Source organism: Chryseobacterium carnipullorum, from assembly GCF_003815695.1.
GTDB lineage: Bacteria > Bacteroidota > Bacteroidia > Flavobacteriales > Weeksellaceae > Chryseobacterium > Chryseobacterium carnipullorum.
The window spans coordinates 2,775,538-2,798,212 of record NZ_CP033920.1 but is presented as its reverse complement, the minus strand read 5'-3'; the positions used below and the strand labels follow the sequence as shown (position 1 = coordinate 2,798,212).

Below are 22,675 nucleotides of genomic sequence, written 5' to 3'. Positions count from 1 at the left end.
ACTACTTCAGTAAGCAGACAAATTTAAAAATGGTTGGTTAGGGAGTTATTATTAAATTTATTATGGTTCTTAAATTCTTTTTTTTGCTTTCTTTTGTTACCAACAAAACTTATTTGTATATCTTTGTCAAAATGTTGCGTAGATACACTGCCATATTATTCTTAATTGTTGCCCAAATAATGATTTTGGGGCACGGCATTGTATCGCACCATCACCACCTTGAAATTGTTAATGACGAACATCATAACGGCAAAAACAATGGCGAAACACCCTTAGAGATTGCATTTTCGGGTTTTATACACGCTGGTGAAAACATATCCTTTACAAATTCAAGCGAAACTAAAATTGTCATTTCCAAGGACGACGTAAAATCTATTAAGGCTCTGCCTATTCATTTTACTGCGCCCGTTGAATATATAGTTGACTATCAGAAAAATACTTTTCCACCAGATAGGCATATTATTTATCTACCACCGCTCCACGGAGCCTATTCCCTTCGGGGTCCCCCTTCATTCATTGTTGCTTAACTTTCAATCCTCGAAAGTTAAAATTTGACGTATGCCCATTTTTTCGGGCAAATTATTTATTTCTTACTATCAAATTTTTTAAACAATGAAAAAATCATTCATTATAGCGGCTTTTGCTGCCCTTACCTTAGTTGCCTGCAATACCAACGAGAAAAAATCTTCAGATAATACTGATCAAGTGACACCTGTGGAAACAGCAAATCAAGATAGCATTGATAAAGCACACGGGCATTCCCACGATCCTTCCGGTAATCATACTGCACCTGCTGCAAAAGCAGATAGTTCAACTGTAGCTCCTTTAAAGCAGGACAGTATTGATAAAGCACACGGACATAAGCATTAATTAATTTTTTAAGCAAAGTCTTATAATCATTGTAGCAAAGCCTGCGACTGTTTGGTATTGCGTACCCTTGTACGCAGTACTGCCAGGCTTTTATTGCCTAACTAAAAAATTAATTTCAAATGCAGTATGTAAAAATTGTTTTATCAATAGCCTTATTGCTATTGGTTTCAGGGTCGGCGTATGCTCACGGAGTAGATGAGGATACCCAAACTTTTTTAAGTGGAAATTCAGGCGTTGCTTTTGTACCGTTCCTGTATATAGGGGCAAAACATATGCTTACAGGTTACGACCACTTATTATTTCTTGTGGGCGTTATCTTTTTTCTTTATCGTCCAAAAGAAGTGCTTTTGTATGTGAGTTTTTTTACCATTGGTCATAGTATTACCCTTTTATTAGGTGTACTGGCAGATATGGCTATCAACGCTTACCTCATCGATGCTATTATAGCACTTTCAATCGTTTACAAAGGTTTTGATAATTTAGGTGGCTTTCAAAAATTCCTTGGTCGCCAGCCTAATACAAAAGCGGCTGTCTTAATCTTTGGACTTTTTCACGGTTTCGGTTTAGCCAGTAAATTACAGGAATTGAGTTTTGACCGAACAGGATTATTGACCAACCTGCTTGGTTTCAATATCGGTGTAGAGATAGGTCAATTCATCGCCTTAGCTCTTGTATTATTTGTTATCACCCTTTGGAGAAAATCACCGAGCTTTTTCAAATTCTCTACAGTTACCAATATGTTGCTTATGGCAGCGGGCTTTTTATTATTCGGCTACCAGTTAGTCGGTTATTTTAACTCTTAACAATTATCAAAATGTCAGAAATAGCACATAAAGTTTTAGATAAAAAATCTATCATAAAGCAGGTAATCATTGCTTTAATTATTGGAACCACCCTTCTCGTAAGTGCAGTATTACCAGCTGAATATGGTATAGACCCCTTAGGAATAGGAAAGGCAACCGGTTTCAGCAAGTTATATGTACCAGAAGGAAGTACAGAAAATCTAAGTTCAGAACCGCACAAGATATTGAAAATGGAAAATGTAGGTTCGCCGGCGGATGTGGCAAAGCCTGATGCCGCAAACAACCCTGCGCCTGCTACACAATTGGCAGAACGTACAGATGATGTAAGCGTAGTTATTCCTGCCGGTAAAGGATTGGAGTACAAAGTAAATATGTTGAAATACGGACAATTAAAATATGAGTGGATTACCGATAAAGGTGAACTGTACTTTGATTTTCACGGAGAGGTAAAAAACAACAGCAACTACTTTGAAAGCTACACCATTGCTTATTCAAACAATATGGCAGGTTCATTTCTTGCTCCGTTTGAAGGTCCGCAAGGATGGTATTTCAAAAACAATTCAAATGAGGACATTACTGTCAAAATCAAAATGAAAGGACAGTATCTCCTTAAACAATAACCATTCAAACAAGATTATGATATGTTAAACAACATCATTCATTTTTCAATAAAAAATAAGTTGGTAATAGGATTATTTACCCTGGCATTAATTTGCTGGGGTTCCTATTCCGTTACCAAACTTCCTATTGATGCAACGCCCGATATTACAGACAATCAGGTAATGGTAATCACAGTATCGCCCACATTGGCAGCGCAGGAAGTAGAACAGCTCGTAACCTTTCCGGTAGAGCAAACAATGGTAAGTATTCCCGGCATAAAAGATATGCGTTCTTTTTCTCGCTTTGGTCTTTCCATAGTTACAATTGTCTTTGAAGAAAAAGTAGACATTTATTGGGGAAGACAACAAGTTCAGGAGCGGTTGACCTTGGCTGCTAAAAACATACCCGAAGGTGTCGGTGTTCCTGAAATGGCACCGCTTACCACAGGTTTAGGCGAAATTTACCAATACGTCATCCATCCTAAAAAAGGATATGAAGACAAATACGATGCTACCGAATTAAGAACTATTCAGGATTGGATTATTAAAAGACAACTTTTAGGAACACCGGGAGTAGCAGAAGTAAGCGGGTTTGGCGGATTTGTAAAACAGTATGAAATAGCCATAGAGCCAGACAGGCTCGCCAGCCAAAACATCAATATATCCGATATTTTCACCGCTTTAGAAAAGAATAATCAAAACACTGGTGGTGCTTATATCGATAAAGGCCCAAATGCTTTCTTTATTCGAAGCGAAGGTTTGGTAAAGAATATTGAGGAAATTAAAAAAATCGTAGTTAAAAACGAAGGGGGCATTCCTGTTTTGTTAAGGGATGTGGCAGATGTCCGTTTCGGAAATGGGGCAAGATATGGGGCAGCAACAAGAAATGCGCAGGGAGAAACCGTTACCGGAATTGTGATGATGCTAAAAGGTGCCAACTCTTCTGAAGTAATTACCAATGTAAAAGCAAAGATTGAAGAAATTCAAAAAAGTTTGCCCGAAGGTGTAGAGATAGAGCCGTTTCTTGACAGGAAAAAATTAGTAGATGGCGCCATATCAACAGTATCAACCAACTTGGTAGAAGGTGCTTTAATTGTAATTTTTGTTTTGATACTTTTCCTTGGTAATCTGCGTGGCGGTCTTGTGGTAGCCTCGGTTATTCCATTGGCAATGCTGTTTGCCATAGCGATGATGAACCTTTTTGGCGTATCCGGAAACCTAATGAGCCTTGGTGCCATCGATTTCGGAATTATTGTCGACGGAACGGTAATCATTGTAGAAGCAGTACTACACCGAATAACAACCAGCAAAAACCGGTACGGCGGAGTAGAAAAACTTACACAAGAACAAATGGATGAAGAAGTGTTTCAGTCTTCAACCAAAATTCGTTCGGCAGCAGCATTTGGAGAAATCATCATTCTTATTGTTTACCTACCGTTACTGGCATTGGTAGGTGTAGAAGGCAAGATGTTTACACCAATGGCGCAAACCGTTTCATTTGCTATTATGGGCGCATTCCTATTGTCATTCACTTATGTTCCGATGATGTCTGCATTAGTCCTCAGCAAAAAGACCACGCACAAAGACAACTTTTCGGATAAAATGATGAGAGCCATTCAAAGAGTGTACAGCCCCATCATTGAAGGAGCAATGAAACGAAAGCTGTTGGTAATATCTATTGCCGTGGCAATGTTTGTTATAACCCTTTTTGCATTCAACAGAATGGGCGGAGAATTTATACCCCAATTAGATGAGGGTGACTTTGCAGTAGAAACAAGAGTTCCCGTGGGCAGTTCCATTAACCAGATGATAGATGTATCCCAAAAAGCGCAAGATATTTTACTGAAAAATTATCCCGAAGTAAAGCAGGTAGTGAATAAGATAGGTTCGGGAGAAATCCCTACAGACCCAATGCCGATTGAAGCCGGTGATATGGTCGTTGTTTTAAAACCTAAAAAAGAATGGACAAGCGCAGCAGATAGAGAAGAATTGATTGATAAAATGCAACAATCACTTGCTGTTATTCCCAATGCTACTTTCAGCTTTCAACAGCCTATACAAATGCGTTTTAATGAGTTGCTAACCGGAGCTAAGCAAGATGTTGTCTTGAAAATTTATGGAGAAGACCTGGATGTACTTTCAGATTTGGCTTCTGATGTAGGAAAGAAAATAAAATCCGTTGAAGGTGTAGAAGATTTGTATGTTGAAGAAATCACAGGATTGCCACAAATAAGCATCCAATTCGACAGAGATAAAATAGCACAATACGGTATGAACGTAGAAGATGTAAACAGTGCCATTGAAACAGGATTTGCGGGAAAAACTGCAGGCTTGCTGTACGAAGGAGAAAGAAGATTTGATGTAGTGGTAAGATTAGACAGCGCATCAAGAGCCGACATTACAGATGTACAAAACCTATTTGTAAGTACACCAACAGGACAGCAGATACCTTTAAGCGAAGTCGCCAATATTTCCTATAAACCGGGTCCTGTACAAATACAGAGAGATAATGCCAAAAGACGTATTACGCTTGGTTTCAATGTTCGTAACCGCGATGTAAAAAGCATTGTGAATGATATACAGGACATCGTTGCAGCCAAAGTAAAAATGCCGGCAGGTTATCATATTACTTACGGCGGACAGTTCAAAAATCTGGAAGAAGCCAATGCAAGACTTGCCGTAGCCTTACCGGTAGCGCTATTGCTTATTTTGCTATTGCTCTATTTTACATTCCGTTCTGTGAAGCAAGGTTTGCTGATTTTTACAGCTATTCCGCTTTCAGCTATAGGTGGTGTATTTGCATTGCTGATAAGAGATATGCCTTTTAGTATTTCTGCTGGTGTAGGATTTATTGCGCTATTTGGCGTAGCGGTATTGAACGGTATTGTACTCATTGCAGAATTTAACCGATTGGCAAAAGAAGGCGTTACCGATATTTATGAGCGAGTGCGCATTGGCACAAAAGTGAGGTTAAGACCCGTATTAATGACGGCAATGGTGGCATCATTAGGTTTTCTTCCGATGGCTATTTCTTCCTCATCAGGTGCAGAAGTACAACGTCCTTTAGCAACCGTGGTTATTGGCGGGCTGATAACTGCAACAGCGCTTACCTTACTGGTGCTTCCGGTGCTCTATATCTATTTTACAAAATCAACATTCAAAATGAAAAAGAATAAAACATTACCAACGGCAATATTGCTCTTAGGTTTTTTATGCTTTTCATCTACACTGAAAGCGCAGGTATCTTCAGGAACAAACACAAGAGTATTGACCTTACAGCAATCTATTGATGAAGCCGTAAAAAACAACAACAGCATAAGGATTGCCGAATACAACATCAATGTTCAAAAAGCTTTGAAAAAAGGAAGCGTAACCATTCCAAAAACTGAGCTTTCTTACACACAGGGCGTTGTAAGCAACCCAACCATTAATGATAATCTCATTAACGTGACCCAACGCTTTGACTTTCCTACACTGTACAGCAACCAGTCAAAACTGGCACAAGAAAAGATAATCAGCACAGAAAAATACAAAGCCGTTTCGGAAAATGAATTGATAGAAAATGTGAAGCTGGCGTATTTGCAATACCAGTATGTTCTGGAAAAAGGAAAACTCATTGCAGCGTTAGACAGTATTTACAGCAATCTGAGCAAAGCAAGTGATGCAAGATACAGAACGGGAGAAAGTACCAATCTTGAAAAAATGACCTCTTCCGTTCAGTTAAAACAAATTCAAAATGAACTTGAAAAAAACAATGCCGATGTGAAAATTGCCAAACAACAATTGCAAACTTTACTGAATACCACAGATGATATCAGCATTGCAGAAACCAACCTTACGGCTAAAGAATTACTATTAACTATCGAAAACTTTTCTGCAAATAACAATCCCATTATTGGATACCTGCAACAAGAAGTAAACGTAAGCCAGCAGGAAATACAGGTTGAAAAGAGTAAAATGTTGCCCGAAATTATTTTGGGTTATAGCGCTCAGACTTATAAAGGAATGCAGACCATCAATGGTATTGACAGGACTTATACCGGAAAAGACAGGTTTAGCTTTTTTCAAATTGGTATTGGCATTCCATTGTTTCCGGGAGGTTATAAATCAAAAATTAATGCAGCAAAAATTAACCGGGAAATTGCAGCAACACAGGTGGAGCTGAATAAAACCAACCTCAATGGTCAGTTAAAAGAATTGGAACAGCAATATGCCAAACTTCAGAATGAGCTGAATTATTATCAGCAACAAGCTCTGCCACAAGCCAATTTAATCATCAGCAATTCCGAAAAAAGTTTTAAAAGCGGTGAGGTTTCCTATGCCCAGCATTTGCAAAATTTAACGCTGGCAAATAACATTCGTACCGCTTACGTAGAAAGCCTGTACAATTTCAATAAGGCAATTATCGCCATTGAAACACTTTCCGGCAATAAATAATCATTAAAAAAATTAGAAAAATGAATAGTTCGTTCAAAAAATACATTCCCTTTTTACTAATCGTAGTAATTACGGTGTTATCCTGTAAAGACCAAAAAGAAACAGCTACAGAACAGGCAGTTACAGAGAACAAAACCGATACTGCATCCCAAGTAAAACAAATAACATTTACGCCAGACCAGTACAAATTATCGGATATACAAACGGGTACTATAGAACTGCGAAACCTAAGCAATATCATCAAACTAACGGGTGCAATTGAAGCCGAACCCAACAGTGTAGCCACCGTATCTGCACCTTTAGGCGGTTACATCAAATCAGCAGGTTTATTACCCGGGCAATTTGTAAAAAAAGGGCAACAATTAGCCACACTCGAAAACCCTGAATTTATTTCCATACAACAGGAGTATTTAGAAAGCATTGGCAGGTTAGAATACCTATCGCAGGAATACAAAAGACAACAGGATTTAAGAAATGAGGATATAAATGCAGCAAAAACCTACCAGCAGGTAAGTTCCGACTTCAAAGTAATGAAAGCCCGCATCTCAGGATTAGAGCAGCAAATGGCTTTGATTGGCATCAGTACTGCTTCTCTTAAAAGGAGCAATAAAATTTCGAGAACAGCGGGCATTTATGCACCCATATCAGGTTACATAAAAAACAGCAATACCAATATCGGAAAATACGCATCGCCTACCGATATCCTATTTGAAATTACAGGTACCAATGACCTACATCTTGCTTTAAATGCCTTTGAGAAAGATTTAGGCAAAATTCAGGTAGGGCAAACCGTTAGGTTTTCACTATCCAATGAAAATGATTACAAGCACACCGGAAAAGTATTTTTGGTTGGGCAGGCTGCAGACGATAAAAAGATGATACCCGTACATTGCCATTTTACTAAAGATGTAAAACTACTGCCGGGAATGTATGTAAAAGCGTGGGTAGAAACCGGAACAGATGAAAAAAATGCAGTGCCGAATGATGCACTTGTACAGTTAGAAGGAGTGGATTATATTATTGCGCAGACCAATGAAGGCAAAAACGGTTATACTTTTCAATTAATACAAGTTGCCAAAGGCATAGAACAAGAAGGTTACACGGGCATAGAATTACCATCAACAGCAAATCCTCAACAAATAAAAATAGTTACCAAAAATGCGTACACTATTTTATCAGCGATTAAAAATGCCGAAGAAGAGGAATAGTTAAGATTTGCCCCAAATAGAAGTTAAAATATGTCCCTATTTATATTACAAAACATTATCCACTATACGCTGCATTTTTTCTTTCCAGGGTTAGTTGCTTTTGTATTTTTTAAAAAGGAATGGAAAACGGTTTGGATAATTTTATTATCAACGATGCTTGTTGACATTGACCATCTGTTTGCCGAACCAATATTTGATCCAAACAGATGCAGTGTAGGATTTCACTTTCTGCATTCATATTACGCTATAGTGCTGTATGTTTTGTTGTTCCTATTTGGAAACAAAATAATAAGAATTATTGCCCTTGGTTTATTGCTGCATATGGTAGCCGATTTTCAGGACTGTTTGTGGTAGTGAACGATTAATAACAAAAATTTTAAGAAATGCTTTTAAACAAAAAAATATCTATTTCATACTTTGTTAAGCAAGTAAAATGGCAAATATTCTTTGTAGTTACCTTTGCTCTAACCATTGGTTTTCTGCATTTAACCCCTGTACTGGCAGATATTGCAATACCATTTAGCATATTGGCTCTTTTAGGAACTATTGTTTCTATTTTACTTGCCTTTAGAACCTCACAGTCTTATGAAAGATGGTGGGAGGCGAGGATTGTTTGGGGAGCTATCGTTAATGACTCTCGAATACTTACAAGGCAATTGAACCAATTTCTATCGACTAAAGAAAAAGAAGAAATTAAAATCTTTGCTCAACGGCAAATTGTATGGGTGTATGCTCTGGGCGAAACCTTGAGGAAAGTAGGATTTTCTTCAAAAGTCGAAGCGTATATTAATTTTCATAAAATTAGTGCTGTCAATATTCCAAACGCTATTCTTGATGAGCATTCTAAACAAATGGGTTTTTTAGCAGAACAAAGAAAAATTTCGGAGTTTCAGCAACTGCAACTAAACGAAACAATTACTAAGCTATGTGATAGTATGGGGAAATGTGAACGCAAAAAAAACACGGTATTCCCAAGAGCGTACAGCCTGCTATTACATACATTAATCTACGTTTTTACCATCTTGGTGCCATTCGGATTAGAGCATTCGCAGTTTACTATACAAATTATACTGTCAATACTTATTCCTATAATGTTTATTGCCATAGAAAAAACCGCCATAATGATGCAAGACCCATTTGAGAATACACCTGTTGATACTCCGATGACATCGCTGGCTTTAACCATAGAAATCAATATCAAGCAAATGATTGGTGAAGACGAAATACCCCAAAAGAAAGACAATGAGCTTTATTTTGAAATGTAGTGGTACTTAAGTTTTTATTATCAAACCTGTGTATCTGTCGTACAGAAATCAAAATTAAATAGACAATGAATAAAATAATTAAACCAATTATAGAACCCTTCAAATCTCTGAGGAATGCTACTTTTGCAAAGCTATATTTCGCCCAAATCGCAAGCCTTTTGGGTGATGCTTTTACTTGGCTCGGTTTGGCTTTGCTTACCTACCAAATGAGCCCTAAAAACGCAGCGGCAATATTAGCATCAGCCCTTACTTTAAGGGTAACAGCCTATATTCTCTTTTCGCCTTTTGCAGGTGTTGTATCAGAAAGATTTCAACGAAAGCAGATACTGCTCGTTACACAGGTGGCAAGAATGACAATCGTATGTGCGTTACCATTCGTTAATGCCGAATGGCAATTATATGGGTTGATATTTGCCTTGAATGTATTTGCAGCATTTTTTACACCAACTTATAGGGCAATTATTCCACAGATAGTTGAAAAAGAAATTTACAGAGAAGCCAATGGTTTATCAATGGCAACATTTCAGTTATTGAGTGTTTTCGGACCCGCACTGGCAGGGATTTTCGCAGTATGGATGGGTGCTACACAAATATTTTTCATAAATGGTGCAACTCTTTTCGTTGCTATACTTATAATACTTACTATTCCCAAAGGAACATTGCAAAAAGGTGTAAATAATGAGAATACAGCATCTAAAAATACGTGGAATGAAGTATTAAAAGGCATTCGATTACTATTCGGTAACAAAATTGTTCGTTTCGCTTTAAGCATCGAGTTTATATCAGCTATTGCAGGAGCTATCATCTTAGTAAATACAATAGGTTTGGTTAAAAATTCCTTGAAATTGGATGACCAACATTACGGTTGGATAATGTCAATTTTTGGCGTGGGTGCAGCTATTACCGCATTCTTATTGGGAAGTTTAGACAAATCGAAAAGTAGAAGTGTATCCCTAATAAGCGGTGCAATGTTACTAGGTATAGCCATTAGTTTTGCTAATTTTTTACCATACAACGGAGTAATGTTTTTATGGGTTTTGGCAGGTATCGGTCAAACATTAGCAGATATGCCGTCCGAAACCCTAATCGGCGAAAATATTGAAGCCAAAGACCACGGCAAAGTATATGGTGCTCATTTCGCATTTTCCCATTTATGGTGGGCAATAGCCTATCCCATTGCAGGATTTTTAGGTACACAGTTTCCCGGTCGGGAGTTTTTGTATGGCGGTATTGCCACAATTATTTTAGCGATTGCAGCTATTCTGCTGATTAGAAAACCACAGGTAAAACAATAAAAATGGCTTAATGAAAATAATTAGGACATTTATTAATTAGCCCAGATATTAATCCCAAAAGATAAATATATGACTAAATTCTTCAATGAAACGTTGCATAAACTAGAAACTGAAATCACAGAAATTGAAGCGGAAAGCTGTTTTCAAAAAGTTGAAGCAATCATCAACCTTATTGTAAATTCTTTGTCCGAATTAAAGGAGTATGTCCTGAAAAATGAATTCCAAGATAAAGAGGAAGAAATCCGCTTTTTCAAATATCAGAAACCTGTAATTGTTGCCAAGCTTATTTTTTACAACGCCATCTATAAAATCGAAACCAAAAGACCCTACGGTGCAAAACTCATTAAAAAATACTTAAATATAGAATTAAGGAAATTGAAAAGATTTTTTGAAAGTAATCTTGAATTTTATAAATACTATCGAACCAACAATACCTACATTGATGAAAAAATTTTTGTACGTGGCAAATATGATATTAAGCTAAGTTTAGATACTTTTTATTTTCAGGCAGACCATACCTTTTCGACTTCTCACGATTATAAAGTTGCAAAAATTATTGCCAATGACCAGCTTCAAATTTACATCGAAAACCAACTTCATAAAGCAACAAACGAAGAAAAATCAACCGATTTGCCCACACTAAATTGGACTGCCAGTAAAACGGCGTTGATAGAACTAATTTATGCTTTGCATTCCCAAGCTGTTTTTGAAGGTGGAAACATAGATCTAAAAGTGATAGCCAAAACATTTGGACAAACTTTTAATATAGATTTAGGCGATTTTTACCACACTTACATCGAACTGAAAAGCCGCAAAATCAACCGTACAAAATTCCTTGATAACCTTAAAGAAAGTCTTCTGAAAAAAATGGACGAACAAGACGAAATGTAAACGGTTTGATATTTTTAAACACCTCTTGAAAGATGAATGCTTTTATTCTTTAAAGCACTTTCGGGATTGGCTGTTTTTAGCGTTTGTTTTTCAATTTTTTCTTTCTCTTCGCCTTTATTTTCGGGGTTTATTGATAATTGTATCTTCCGTTCAACCGAAGCCAATTCAGTTTTCAGTTCACTCAATCTGTCTTCTTTTGCCCAAGTCCCATTTATCACTTCCTGAAGCACAGGTAAATCTTTTTGTATTTCTACGATTTTCTTTTTCTCTTGGTCGATGTAGCTTGGTAATTTTTCCAATGCGTTTAGGAAATTCATTGCAGCCAGCTTTTCATCTTTAGCAATTAAACCGTTGTTGTAGGTATATTTAATGTTTCCTTCGCCCTGAACCAAAAATCGGTTTACCCGAATATCCAAACCTTCTTTTTCAGACATTTCGGTTTTTACCAACAACGTAAATCCGTACAAATTTCCAATCTCTTCGTACTGACCGCCAGTTCGGGATTTATCTGCAAGTTGATTGAGCTTGATGCCGATTTGTTTTATATCTGCATTAAGTGGTAAACCGTCTAACTGTACAGGATTTGCAATAGTTCCATCCGAATGTTTTTGAATGCGTTGTTTTAAATTTCCCCAATCGAGGTTCATTCTGTTGAAACGAGATTGTGCGCTTTCCAATAACACTGTATAATCTTGCAATTTGTATTTGGCACTAGATTTAGAACGGTTGAAAGCTTGTTTTTCGCTTTCCAAACCTGCAATTTGTTTTTCTAATTTGGCTTTATCCAACAGGTCTGTATTTCCTGAAAGTATCGCCACATATTCCGAAAAATTCATTCCCGATTTTTCATCCATACTTCCTTCGTCAATCGTTCGTTTGCCCAGGTTATTGTTTTTTAATTGGTCAATAAAAAGTTGTTTGTTGTAAAGCAGATTGAACTTATAACTATCCAATGATTTTTCTACTGCATAGATAATTACATCCACTTTGTTGTTGGCAAAGAACTTGGCGATTTCATTGCCTTTGCGAACAGCTCTGCCATCACGTTGAGCAAGGTCGCTTGGTCGCCACGGCGTATCAAGATGATGAACAGCAACGGCTCTTTTCTGCGCATTCACGCCTGTTCCAAGCATACTTGTAGAACCGAAAAGTACACGAATTTTGCCTTCGTTCATTCCTTTAATAAGTTCCTTACGTTGCTTATCATTTTTGGCTTCTTGTATAAAACGGATTTCGTGAGCAGATACACCGTGGTCTTCCACAAGTTTGCGTTTGATTTCAGAATACACATTCCATTCGCCAGGTTTATAAGTTCCCAAATCAGAAAAAACGAACTGCGTTCCTTTCTGTGCATTGTATTGGTTGTAATATTTAGCAATAGTTGCTGCACAATGCGAAGCCTTGCTATCGGGATGGTCTTCGTATTTCCCACTTACCATTCGCATATCCAACGACATTTTGCGGGCGTAGTCTGTAGCAATGAGCATTTTTGCTTTTTCTTCACTTTGCGACAACGGTGGTCTTCCCAGCAACTCGGCATTTCCTGTTTTTGCAAAATCCATTAATTTTTGAATAAATGCAGACTGGTCTGGAGTAGGCGGAATAGTATATAAAATCTCATTCTTATCCGGTCGGTCAATTCCTATATCTTTTGCCGTTCTGTAATCTGTAATTTCAGAATAGAATTGCGCCAATTCCGGCACTTTTATAAAATATCGAAAACGTTCTTTTGCAACAATATTATTGGCAACTGAAAATTCATAATCGGTCGTTTTTCTTGCGTAAATAGCTGCCCAAGCATCAAAAGAATGAATGCCCTGTTTTTCCATTGCTCTTGGTCGCAGGTATTTAAACAAAAGGTACAACTCCGTCAAAGAATTGCTGATAGTTGTTCCCGAAAGAAAAGTGGCTCCCATATCCGCATTGATGCGCTCCTGAATGGTGCGGATAGCAAAGAGCAGGTTCATTGCCTTTTGGCTTCCGTCCACATTTCCCAATCCTGCAACCCTTGAATGCCTTGTATTAAACATCAGATTTTTGAATTGATGGCTTTCGTCCACAAACAAATGGTCAATGCCCATCATCTTAAAATCAACCACATCATCTTTGCGATTATCAATATCGTGTTGCAGAGTTTTTAGTTTTACTTCAAGGTTTTCTTTTCGTTTGATTACTCCGGCAAGCATTCCTCTGGTAACTTCTTTGCCCTGCGATTGCAACGCATCGAGGTTTCGTTCTACGCTATCTAACTCAATTTGTAGAATTTCTTTTTGCATTTCGGACGATTGCGGTATCATCCCGAATTGGTCGTGCGTGAGGATGACGCAATCCCAATCGTTGTTTTTAATGTCGCCAAAAATACGTTGGCGTTTTTGGGGTGTAAAATCTTCTTTGCCCGGAAACAATATTTTTGCGTGTGGATAAGCGGTGCGGTAAGCTTCGCCAATTTCGTGGACATTGCTTTTTAGCCCGATAATCATAGGTTTATGAGCCAACCCTAAACGCTTCATTTCCTGTGCTGCCGTACACATTACGAGCGTCTTTCCTGCACCTACTTCGTGGTCGCAGATTGCACCGTTGTTCAGCTTTATCATCCAAACCGTGTCCTTTTGGCTGGAATACAAATCTTCAATTCCGAGTGCTTTGCGGTCTAACCCAGGAAAGTTCTGGTGAGTTCCGTCGTAATTCGGACGGACAAAGCAGTTAAACGTGTCGTTGTATTTGTCGGTAAGCCTTGTTTTAAATTCATCATTTTGGGCATGAAGCCAGTCTGTAAAAGCGGTTCGGATTTCATCAATCTTGGTATTCGCCATTTGTATGGCTTCCATATCCCGTACCTTGACTTCTTGATCGCCAACCATCACTTTTTTAGTAATATCAGGCGTAGTATTGACAAGGGCGTGTTTGAGCAGAGCAATCCCGTCAAACGTCCGGCTTTCAGCTTTTACGGCGTATTTATCCCATATATGAACATTCTTTTGTTTACAGCTTACAGAAAAATCATCAGAACTCTCCGAGTAATGAATGTTCACCTCCGTATCAAAAAGATGTGAAGCAAACCGGCCATAAATACCAGTGGGTATCCAACGCTCGCCGAGGTTAAAATCCAATTCTTCAAACTCAATTCGTCTTGGTCGGGCTTCTTCCAAAACGGTAAGGCTTGCTTTAGCCTGTGCATCATCGGGATTACTTTCGAGATACGCTTTGACTTCCTGGGCTTTTTCCACAACGTTACCTGCAATCCAGCGTTCGGATATCTCGTATTTCTTTTGTAAAGGATTGTAATAAATACGACCGTGTAAGGCTTCTTTCAAAGCGTCATCAGTCATACCGCTGATTTCGGACATATAATCCAAATTCACGTTTCCGTACTTATTGAGCGAGGCCGCTAATGCTTCTTCGGGATTGTCCGTTGTTATGGTTAAGGTAGAAAAACTTACAGGGCGACTGAATATATCGGCCTTGTGTACCACGCCACCAACCACACGTTCCAGATAAGGTATTTCCTTTCCGGAACTATCCGTTTTGATGAGCTTGATATTATCGGCACTGTTGAGGTTTCCGTGCCTTTTGACAAAGGCATCGTATAATTGATTAAGATTTTCTCTTTCTTCTTTATGTTCGGTCTGAAGCTTCGCCTCCTTATTGTAAAGATCTTGGTAAACATCACGTACAGCAATGTAGGCTTCTGTTCTTGCTTTCTGCAAGGTCGGTAATTGCAAAGGGTGGAATACTGCCGTACCGTCTGATGTATCTACATTTTGCAGATGACCGACCCAACCTTTATCCAATACAAGGCAATCGTTTCTGTGGAATGATTTTAATTGTTCACCATACGGAGCTGGTTCAGGAATGTTGTCGGCATCGGCTGGCTTATCAGCTTGGCCATTCCCATTGAGACCCGAAAACAGGTCGCCGATGGCTTCCTGTTTTTCGCCATTGTTAGATGGGCTTCCGTTGGTAGTTCTATTGGTAATCGGAGGTGCATAAGGTTGCTGTATCGCACTACTGAACAGGTCAGGTTGGCGACCCATTGCACCTCTTCTTTTATTGGTGCTTTGCCTTTTAACTTGTGTTGTTCTTTTAGGTGGAGCAGTAACCATTACAGGCTCGTCCGAATTTTCAAATAGGTCGAAAATGCTTAATTGTTTTAATTCCTGCGGGTTTTCCCGATTGATTATAGGAACAGATAAAGATTGTATTTCCGGTTGAATGGTTACAGGTTCGATAACCGTTGGCTCAATCGGAATTTGTATTAAAGGTTCATCGTTCCGTTCGCTTTTGAACAAACCTAAATTCAGGTGCTTTCCAAAATCGTCGGAAAGCATTTTTTTGAGGTCTTTGGCAATTCCGGCAACGCCGTCTTTGTGCGTATAAATTAATGCTGGTTTTCCATAAGGGTCGGTATCTAATTTGCGGTCTGTATGTACAATTCTTGTGCTGTCCTGAAAAAAAGCATTACCAGGCGTATTGTATTCTGTTTGCTTGCTCTGACAAAAGAGTTCTTCCGCTTCTGTCAGATTTTGTTTTGCCGTATTTTTTTGAAGGATAATCAAATCACTGCCAACTTCCGTTCCTGCATATTCCGTAAACAAATTGTTGGACAATCTGACCAACGAAACCAAATTGTTATCCTGCATTAATGCCCTGCGTATCGGTTCGTTCTTTGGGCTATTTAAAATTCCTTGTGAAGTAATGTAAACTAACAAACCTCCCTCACGGAGCATATCAGCACCCTTTAGAAAGAAGTAATTGTGTATGCTTCGGGCTGCCTGTACTTTTGCACTGTCCTTGCTTCGGGAATAGGATAAATCAAAGACGGAAGTATCGCCGAACGGTATATTACTGGCGATTACATCATAGCTGTTTTGTTCCTTTTCGGGGATTTCCTCAAAACCGCTGATGCGGATATGGCTTTCGGGATAAAGCTGTTTTAAAACTTTGCCTGTCAGCAAATCCTTTTCAAAGGCGGTAACTTTGGGTTGTTGGTTTTCGGAAAAGGATTGAATGAACGAGCCGATACCTGCGGAGGGTTCGAGGAATTTATCAATGTTCAGACCGCTTTCACGAAAAGTTGCGGAAATCGCATCTATGACCTGTGGCGGTGTATAAAAAGCCGTCAGTACGGAGCTTTTCATACTGTCCACATACCTGCGGTATTGCTTTTCGTCTTCTGAATTTTCTTTGAGTAGTTGGTGAAGTTCCTGCGTAATCGGGAAAAGGTCGTGTTCTGTTTTTCTCCAACTATTGATGTCTATTTCGTTCGCTATGGGGTTCAATACGAATTTAAGACCGCCAAATCCGCTGTATTGCATCATTAGCAGCCTTTCACCTACGGTGGCTTGTCGTATCTCCTTTTCCAGTTTAAAAGCAATTCGCAGGGCATCAATGTTCTGTTGGAGATGTTGCTTTTTACTGAAGCCCATTTTTCTCTATCCATATTGCGATGGTTCCGGTTATTTCGGTATAGAGCAGATCAAACTCATAACCGTATGCGAAGTCATCGGTTAGTTCATAGCCGGAGAAAACAGGCTCACAAACAGGGAGCATTCTAAAGGCGAATGGTCGCAGTTCCTCGTCTGCCATTATGGTATCAAACTCATTGCATACGACTTGGAAAACCGTATCGAATTTGGAGAAATACAAGCCCTCAAAAAGTATGTAGTTGGCTATTTCGTTGCATTGCTCAATAGCGTTTCCCGAACGGAAAGCACCCTCGTAAGCATTGGCAGCCCACGATGAACGTTGGTCAATAAATTTTTGGTCGTTTGCCTTTTCGGGGAAGCTGGTGTTTAATAATTCTTGTAGTCGTAACCTAAAATATGATAGGTCTTTTTGCTGTATATCCATACTATAATTTTGTTAGAATTTACTTGAACCCTAAAATTATAGCAGTAGATAAGAGCCGTTAAAAATGTGGCAGGGTTTGGCGTTGAGAGGCAGGATTTGGCGTAAGAGAACTAATAGTGAGGGATTTAATTTGTACTTTTGAAATGACGAAGCAAAAAGGACAAACAAAATGAATTATCAACAAATACTTCCGACAGAGCCATTACGGAAATATGTCCGCTATTTTTGGATATTGGAAGACGATAGTTTAGGCTTTTCTCAAAAGACTTTCAAGATCATATCGGATGGCTTGCCCGGACTTATTTTTCAGGAAAACGAAAAAGCATTCCATGACAAAGACAATCAAGAGTTACCACAATTGTTTTTATATGGGCAGACTACACGATACACTGAACACAGAGCAATAAAAAATTTCCGAAACATTGGCGTTTATTTTGAACCGACCGCACTAAAATCCATTTTTGGAGTAGATTCTAATGAGCTGACTAATCAACATATTAGCATAAACGAACTGGTTAATACCAATATAACTGACCAACTTTCCGATACGACTTCTTCCAACCAGCGAATAGAATTATTGTCTTCCTTTTTGATACATCTTGCTAAACAAAGAAATACCGAAAACGAAAAAGTAAATTTTGCAACGGTCCAGCTGCAAAAAGGTGTGAGCCTACCGACGATACAAAACGAACTGAACCTATCTGAACGTTCGTTGGAACGGCATTTTAAACAGCATATTGGTATATCACCCAAACTATACGCAAGGATAAACCGCTTTCAATCCGCCTTGGAAAGCATGCGCCAAACCAGATTTAATTCACTGACCGACATTACTTACCAAAACGATTATTTTGACCAATCGCACTTTATCAGAGAGTTTCACGAATTTGCGGGAACAAACCCTAAACATTTTATACGCAACGCCAACGAACAAGTTGCGAACTTCCCCGAATGGAAAATTTAAGCGTTGTCGGTTTTATCCAATTTTACCAAAAAGAAGGCTGATAATTTTGCAGGAAAAAGTAAAGTTATGATAGCCATTACAGGAGCAAACGGACATTTAGGAAAAGCGACCATTCAATTTTTGTTACAGAAAGTAGCACCGACCGATATTGTTGCCATTATCAGAAACCCCGAAACGGTAAATGAATTTAAGGAAAAGGGCGTAACCACCAAACAAGCGGATTACAACGATTTCAACACACTTAAAGAGGTATTCAAAGGGATAGAGACAGTATTGCAAATATCCACCATCGGAGTGGACATTGAAACAGCCAAACAGCAGGAAAAGAATGTCGTAAATGCAATCGTGGAAAACAACGTAAAGCACATTGTTTATACAAGTATCGTACAAGCCCGACCCAACACCATTTTTCAAGGAACGGAAACGCAATACCATACGGAAGAATTGATAAAGGAAACAAAAATTCCTTACACGTTTTTCAGAAACAGTATGTATATGGAAGCCATACCCGAACTGATTGGAAACGTTTTCCAGACAAATGAAATCCGTTATCCATCGGGAAGCGGAAAAGTAAGTTTTGTATCACGAACAGACATAGCGGAAGCCATTGCAAACGTACTGACCGAAAACACACACCAAAACCAAACTTATGAAATCACAGGAAATAAAGCATATACGTTTGGCGAATTGGCAAAGCTGTTAAGTGCCGAAATGAAACACATTGATATTGCAGACACTACTTTTAGAGAAGAATTGATTGGCTATCAAATGCCTGTAGATGTAGTGGATTTATTGGTAAGTATGGCAAACGGGATTAAAGTGGGAGAATTTTCATATACATCCGATACTCTTGAAAAATTGCTTGGCAGAAAACCCTTAGATTTGAACAAGTATGTAAAGAGTTTATAAGTATGTTATTTAAAGAGATACATTTAAGCGGAATAAAATCGGGCAAGATAACTTTGGCATTCCGCAGATGGCAAAAGGTTTCTGTAAAAGTCGGAAACCTTTTACATACATCTATCGGCTTAGTAGAAATCCGTAAAATTGAAATCGTAGACGAAACCGATATAACCGACAAAGACGTTTTACACGCAGGATTTGCAAACAAAAAACAATTACTACAATCATTTACGCACAACAGCATAGGAATGATTTTCAAAATATCTGTTAGCTATCATTCCGCAGACCCACGAATAAAATTAAGAGAGCAAACGGAACTATCAGGAAAACAATTTGCCGACCTAAAAAAGAAGTTAGAACGGTTGGACAATCACAGCAAGCAAGGACATTGGACGGAAAAAATTTTATTGACGATAAAAGACAATCCAGATTTACACGCCATTGGCATTGCAAAGCTGACAGGCTTTGAAAAAGAATGGCTGAAACTGAATATCCGAAAATTGAAAAATTTGGGTTTGACAATAAGCCATACAGTAGGTTACGAGCTTTCGCCATTAGGTAAGAGTTTTACCGAAAATCTATTAAATGAAAAATAAAAACCTCTGAAAGTGCAGAGGTTCGTGTTATGGATTGTTGAGGATTTGAAGCATTCTGCCGACTTCAATATCCATTCTCGAAAAGGCAAACCATTTTTTGCCCAGGTCTTTCAGTGACGCTCCGATATGGTAGAGTTCCGTATCATCAATAATTAAAAAGCGGTCGTGTGCATCGGAAAAAGCCTCAATTTCAATCGGAGGGTATTGGCTATTGTACCGTTGCACATCCAGCCTTAGCTGGTTGCTGATATTTTTGGTATAGATGGTTGCAGTTACGGCATCGCCACGTTTACCCAATAAGGTCAGTACCGTATCATCTATATAATTATCCAAAAGGATAATGGAACTTTCGGCACTTCGGATAATATCGGAAACAAAGGCATAGGCATCAAAAACCTGCCCGTTGTAGAAAATACCTTTTTCACTGTGGAGCTTGTCGCTTTCCAAAGCCTTAAAAATCTCTTCAAATCTTTGGTCGGCTTCTAATTGTTTCAGTTCAATTTTATCCAAACGATGAAACAAAGCGGAATTACTGATAAGCATTCTACGCATTTCAACGAACGCTTCCATAATTTCAACACTGACTTTAACTGCAATATCTGAACGGAGTATGGCAGAAGCCATTGCGACACCTTGTTCAGTAAAAACGTAGGGCAAATAACGTCTTCCGCCATAGCTTAAACTTGAGGTTCCAAATTGGAACCTCAAGTTTTCAACTTCTTCTTCGGTCAGTTGAAAGCAAAAAGAAGCAGGAAACCTTTCAATATTTCTTTTTACGGCTTTGTTGAGGTTCTTTGTTTCCACTTGGTATAAGGAAGCGAGGTCGCTATCCAACATCACTTGCTTTCCACGTATGGAATAAATCAGGTTTTTGATTTCCATTATGCTAATAGGCTTATTTTCCATTACTTTTTGTAGCTTTTATTTTTGGTAAACTCAAAAGAGGTTTTGCAATCCTCATTCAACACGATATAAGCATCGAATTTCTTACCTGCCTTGCTTTTCATTCCTTTGATGAGTGAAGTTTTCTTTTTATTGATAAGGCTTTCAATATCGGCTATGCCGATTTGTACGCCACATACATTACGGAACTGTACCCAATTACAAGCCTCATCAGGACACTTCACTATTTTATCACGGATAGTGAGTTGCTGGCTTTTACATTTCGGGCAAACCAATTTTGGCAGGTTATTTTGAGCAATCGAAGTTTGCAACAGTTCATTGGTAATAGATGAGGCGTAAGTTTCCATTTCTTTTTGAAATGCCCCTGCATCGGCTTCGTTGTTTTCGATTTTTTGCAAAGCCAATTCCCATTCGGCGGTCATTGCCACATCCGCAATTTTACGGTCTTTGACCAATTCGTACACCTGCAATCCTTTTTCGGTAGGGATTAAGGATTTCTTTTCACGTTGTACATAGTTACGGGTAAACAGGGTTTCAATTATTGCGGCTCTTGTAGCCGGAGTGCCAATACCGATATTTTGCAGGGCTTTCCGTTCGTCTTCATTTTCGATTTCCTTTCCTGCACTTTCCATAGCCGACAAAAGCCCTGCTTCGGTATATAATACAGGCGGTTTGGTTTTTTTTTCCAAAACGGAGGCTTCTTTTTTTTTAAGTTCATCGCCTTTTTTCAGTTCGGGCAAATCCTGTACAGGCTCGGTATCATCATCGGAGAAACTGCCTTTGATGGAACGCCAGCCCGCTTCTATAACCTTACAACCCTTTGCCGTAAAATCATAATGCAACGCCTGTAAACCCACATCGGTTATCTCTTTGATGCAGGCTTGTGAAAGGGCTTCGAGCAACCGAAAGGCAATCATATCATAAACGGAGCTTTCCTTTGCGTTCAGGGCAGACGGGATTTTATCCGTAATCAATAATCCGTGGTGGTCGGTAACACGCAAATCGTTCACGATGCGTTTATTGAAACGTCCCCATTTTATTTTTGACACTGCTTGCTTGCAAGTTTCTCTGTCCTGCAAAGCTCTTACGAGATTGGGAATTTCTGCCCACACATCTTCTGGTATGTACTTGCTCCCGGTACGTGGATATGTGATAAACTTTTTTTCGTAGAGGCTTTGGGCAATATTGAGCGTTTCTTCGGCAGAAAGGTTCAGTTTTTTGTTAGCTTCCTTTTGCAGTCCGGTTAGGTCGAACAATAAAGGAGGTTGCTCCGTTACACTTTTGGTTTCTACCGATGTAACCGTTGCCATTTCGCTTCGCCGAATGGCTTTCAGCGTATCATCGGCAAGTTTTTGGTCTTCCCATTTGGTTTTGGAAATGCTTTTAAAATCTATCAGCTCTTTGTTGTGCGATAACTGTATCTGCCAATATCTCTTTACCGAGAAATTTTTGTTTTCCAGATAGCGTTTGCATATCAAAACCAATGTAGGCGTTTGCACTCTTCCGAGTGAATAGATACCATTTCCTGCGGCTATGCTCAATGCCTGTGTAGCATTGATGCCCACGAGCCAATCGGCACGGCTTCTGCCTTGTGCCGCCTGGTAAAGTCCGTCAAATGCTGCCCCGTCTTTAAGGTTATCAAAGCCTTGTTTAATGGCTTTTTCGGTAAGCGAGCTTATCCAAAGGCGTTCAAAGGGCTTGTTACATTTCAGGTATTCATAAATGTACCTAAAAATGAGTTCGCCTTCACGCCCTGCATCGGTTGCAACGATAATGCTGCAACTTTGCTTAAATAGCTGCTCAATAACTTTCAGTTGCTTTAATGCGCCTGTATCAGCGGTATAACCTTTGTCTTTTTTTACTTTCCGGACGGTCAACAAAAAAGGGTTGGGGAGTATCGGCAAAGCAGCTTTGTCAAACCCCGAAATCCCGTAATCTTCTGGCATTCCCAATCCTATTAAATGACCGAATGCCCACGTAACAAAATAGCCATTACCTGTCAGGTAACCTTCCTTTTTATCGGATGCTCCTACAAGTCTGGCTATTTCTCTTGCTACGCTTGGTTTTTCTGCAATGATAGTTTTCATACTT

General features: G+C 38.9%; 17 protein-coding genes. 13 read left to right on the top strand and 4 right to left on the bottom strand.

The features are described from left to right. Positions 1-62: 62 nt before the first annotated feature. The 10 genes from EG346_RS12770 to EG346_RS12725 all read left to right on the top strand — a co-directional run bounded on the left by EG346_RS12770 (position 63) and on the right by EG346_RS12725 (position 11,368). The gene (locus EG346_RS12770) at positions 63-527 is read left to right on the top strand and encodes a hypothetical protein (protein WP_228418650.1); all 465 of its coding nucleotides are present in this window, start codon (positions 63-65) and stop codon (positions 525-527) included. An 85-nt stretch (positions 528-612) separates the two neighbouring features. Then, complete coding sequence (locus tag EG346_RS12765) at positions 613-870, top strand: hypothetical protein (RefSeq protein WP_074229980.1); 258 nt, start codon at positions 613-615, stop codon at positions 868-870. 119 nt (positions 871-989) lie between these two features. Beyond that, entirely contained in the window at positions 990-1,673 is a 684-nt protein-coding gene (locus EG346_RS12760) for a HupE/UreJ family protein (protein WP_074229981.1), read from the top strand. An 11-nt stretch (positions 1,674-1,684) separates the two neighbouring features. Then, complete coding sequence (locus EG346_RS12755; protein ID WP_074229982.1) at positions 1,685-2,293, top strand: hypothetical protein; 609 nt, start codon at positions 1,685-1,687, stop codon at positions 2,291-2,293. A gap of 21 nt (positions 2,294-2,314) precedes the next feature. Beyond that, entirely contained in the window at positions 2,315-6,709 is a 4,395-nt protein-coding gene (locus EG346_RS12750; protein ID WP_078674559.1) for a CusA/CzcA family heavy metal efflux RND transporter, read from the top strand. Positions 6,710-6,729: 20 nt separating this feature from the next. Then, entirely contained in the window at positions 6,730-7,917 is a 1,188-nt protein-coding gene (locus tag EG346_RS12745) for an efflux RND transporter periplasmic adaptor subunit (protein ID WP_074229984.1), read from the top strand. A gap of 30 nt (positions 7,918-7,947) precedes the next feature. Beyond that, a complete protein-coding gene (locus tag EG346_RS25110) occupies positions 7,948-8,271 on the top strand; it encodes a DUF6122 family protein (RefSeq protein WP_074229985.1) in 324 nt (107 codons plus the stop codon). A 29-nt stretch (positions 8,272-8,300) separates the two neighbouring features. Further along, complete coding sequence (locus EG346_RS12735) at positions 8,301-9,182, top strand: bestrophin family protein (protein WP_123879061.1); 882 nt, start codon at positions 8,301-8,303, stop codon at positions 9,180-9,182. A 65-nt stretch (positions 9,183-9,247) separates the two neighbouring features. Next, positions 9,248-10,477 (top strand): MFS transporter, encoded by a 1,230-nt coding sequence (locus EG346_RS12730; protein ID WP_074229987.1) that lies wholly within the window; start codon positions 9,248-9,250, stop codon positions 10,475-10,477. Positions 10,478-10,546: 69 nt separating this feature from the next. Next, entirely contained in the window at positions 10,547-11,368 is an 822-nt protein-coding gene (locus tag EG346_RS12725; RefSeq protein WP_074229988.1) for an RteC domain-containing protein, read from the top strand. A gap of 14 nt (positions 11,369-11,382) precedes the next feature. Here EG346_RS12725 and EG346_RS12720 read toward each other — a convergent pair whose 3' ends face one another. Both EG346_RS12720 and EG346_RS12715 read right to left on the bottom strand, forming a co-directional pair. Continuing rightward, on the bottom strand, positions 11,383-16,794 hold the full coding sequence (locus EG346_RS12720; protein ID WP_123879059.1) for a helicase-like domain-containing protein: 5,412 nt from the start codon (positions 16,792-16,794) through the stop codon (positions 11,383-11,385). Further along, a complete protein-coding gene (locus tag EG346_RS12715; RefSeq protein ID WP_088583478.1) occupies positions 16,781-17,218 on the bottom strand; it encodes a DUF1896 domain-containing protein in 438 nt (145 codons plus the stop codon). Before EG346_RS12715 ends, EG346_RS12720 begins: the two co-directional genes overlap by 14 nt. A gap of 169 nt (positions 17,219-17,387) precedes the next feature. On the opposite strand from EG346_RS12715, the gene EG346_RS12710 reads away from it, so the two are divergent. The 3 genes from EG346_RS12710 to EG346_RS12700 all read left to right on the top strand — a co-directional run bounded on the left by EG346_RS12710 (position 17,388) and on the right by EG346_RS12700 (position 19,681). Beyond that, positions 17,388-18,182 (top strand): AraC family transcriptional regulator, encoded by a 795-nt coding sequence (locus EG346_RS12710; protein ID WP_088583479.1) that lies wholly within the window; start codon positions 17,388-17,390, stop codon positions 18,180-18,182. A 66-nt stretch (positions 18,183-18,248) separates the two neighbouring features. Then, positions 18,249-19,091 carry an SDR family oxidoreductase gene (locus tag EG346_RS12705; protein WP_088583480.1) on the top strand — a complete coding sequence of 281 codons (843 nt, stop codon included), beginning with the start codon at positions 18,249-18,251 and terminating at the stop codon, positions 19,089-19,091. A 2-nt stretch (positions 19,092-19,093) separates the two neighbouring features. Then, the gene (locus EG346_RS12700; protein WP_088583481.1) at positions 19,094-19,681 is read left to right on the top strand and encodes an ASCH domain-containing protein; all 588 of its coding nucleotides are present in this window, start codon (positions 19,094-19,096) and stop codon (positions 19,679-19,681) included. Positions 19,682-19,708: 27 nt separating this feature from the next. Here the strand turns inward: EG346_RS12700 and EG346_RS12695 are convergent, their stop codons facing one another. Together EG346_RS12695 and EG346_RS12690 are read right to left on the bottom strand one after the other, a co-directional pair. Beyond that, a complete protein-coding gene (locus EG346_RS12695; RefSeq protein ID WP_123879057.1) occupies positions 19,709-20,587 on the bottom strand; it encodes an ORF6N domain-containing protein in 879 nt (292 codons plus the stop codon). After that, a complete protein-coding gene (locus tag EG346_RS12690) occupies positions 20,587-22,671 on the bottom strand; it encodes a type IA DNA topoisomerase (RefSeq protein ID WP_123879055.1) in 2,085 nt (694 codons plus the stop codon). The genes EG346_RS12695 and EG346_RS12690 overlap by 1 nt, the downstream gene beginning before the upstream one ends. Between the last annotated feature and the right edge of the window lie 4 nt (positions 22,672-22,675).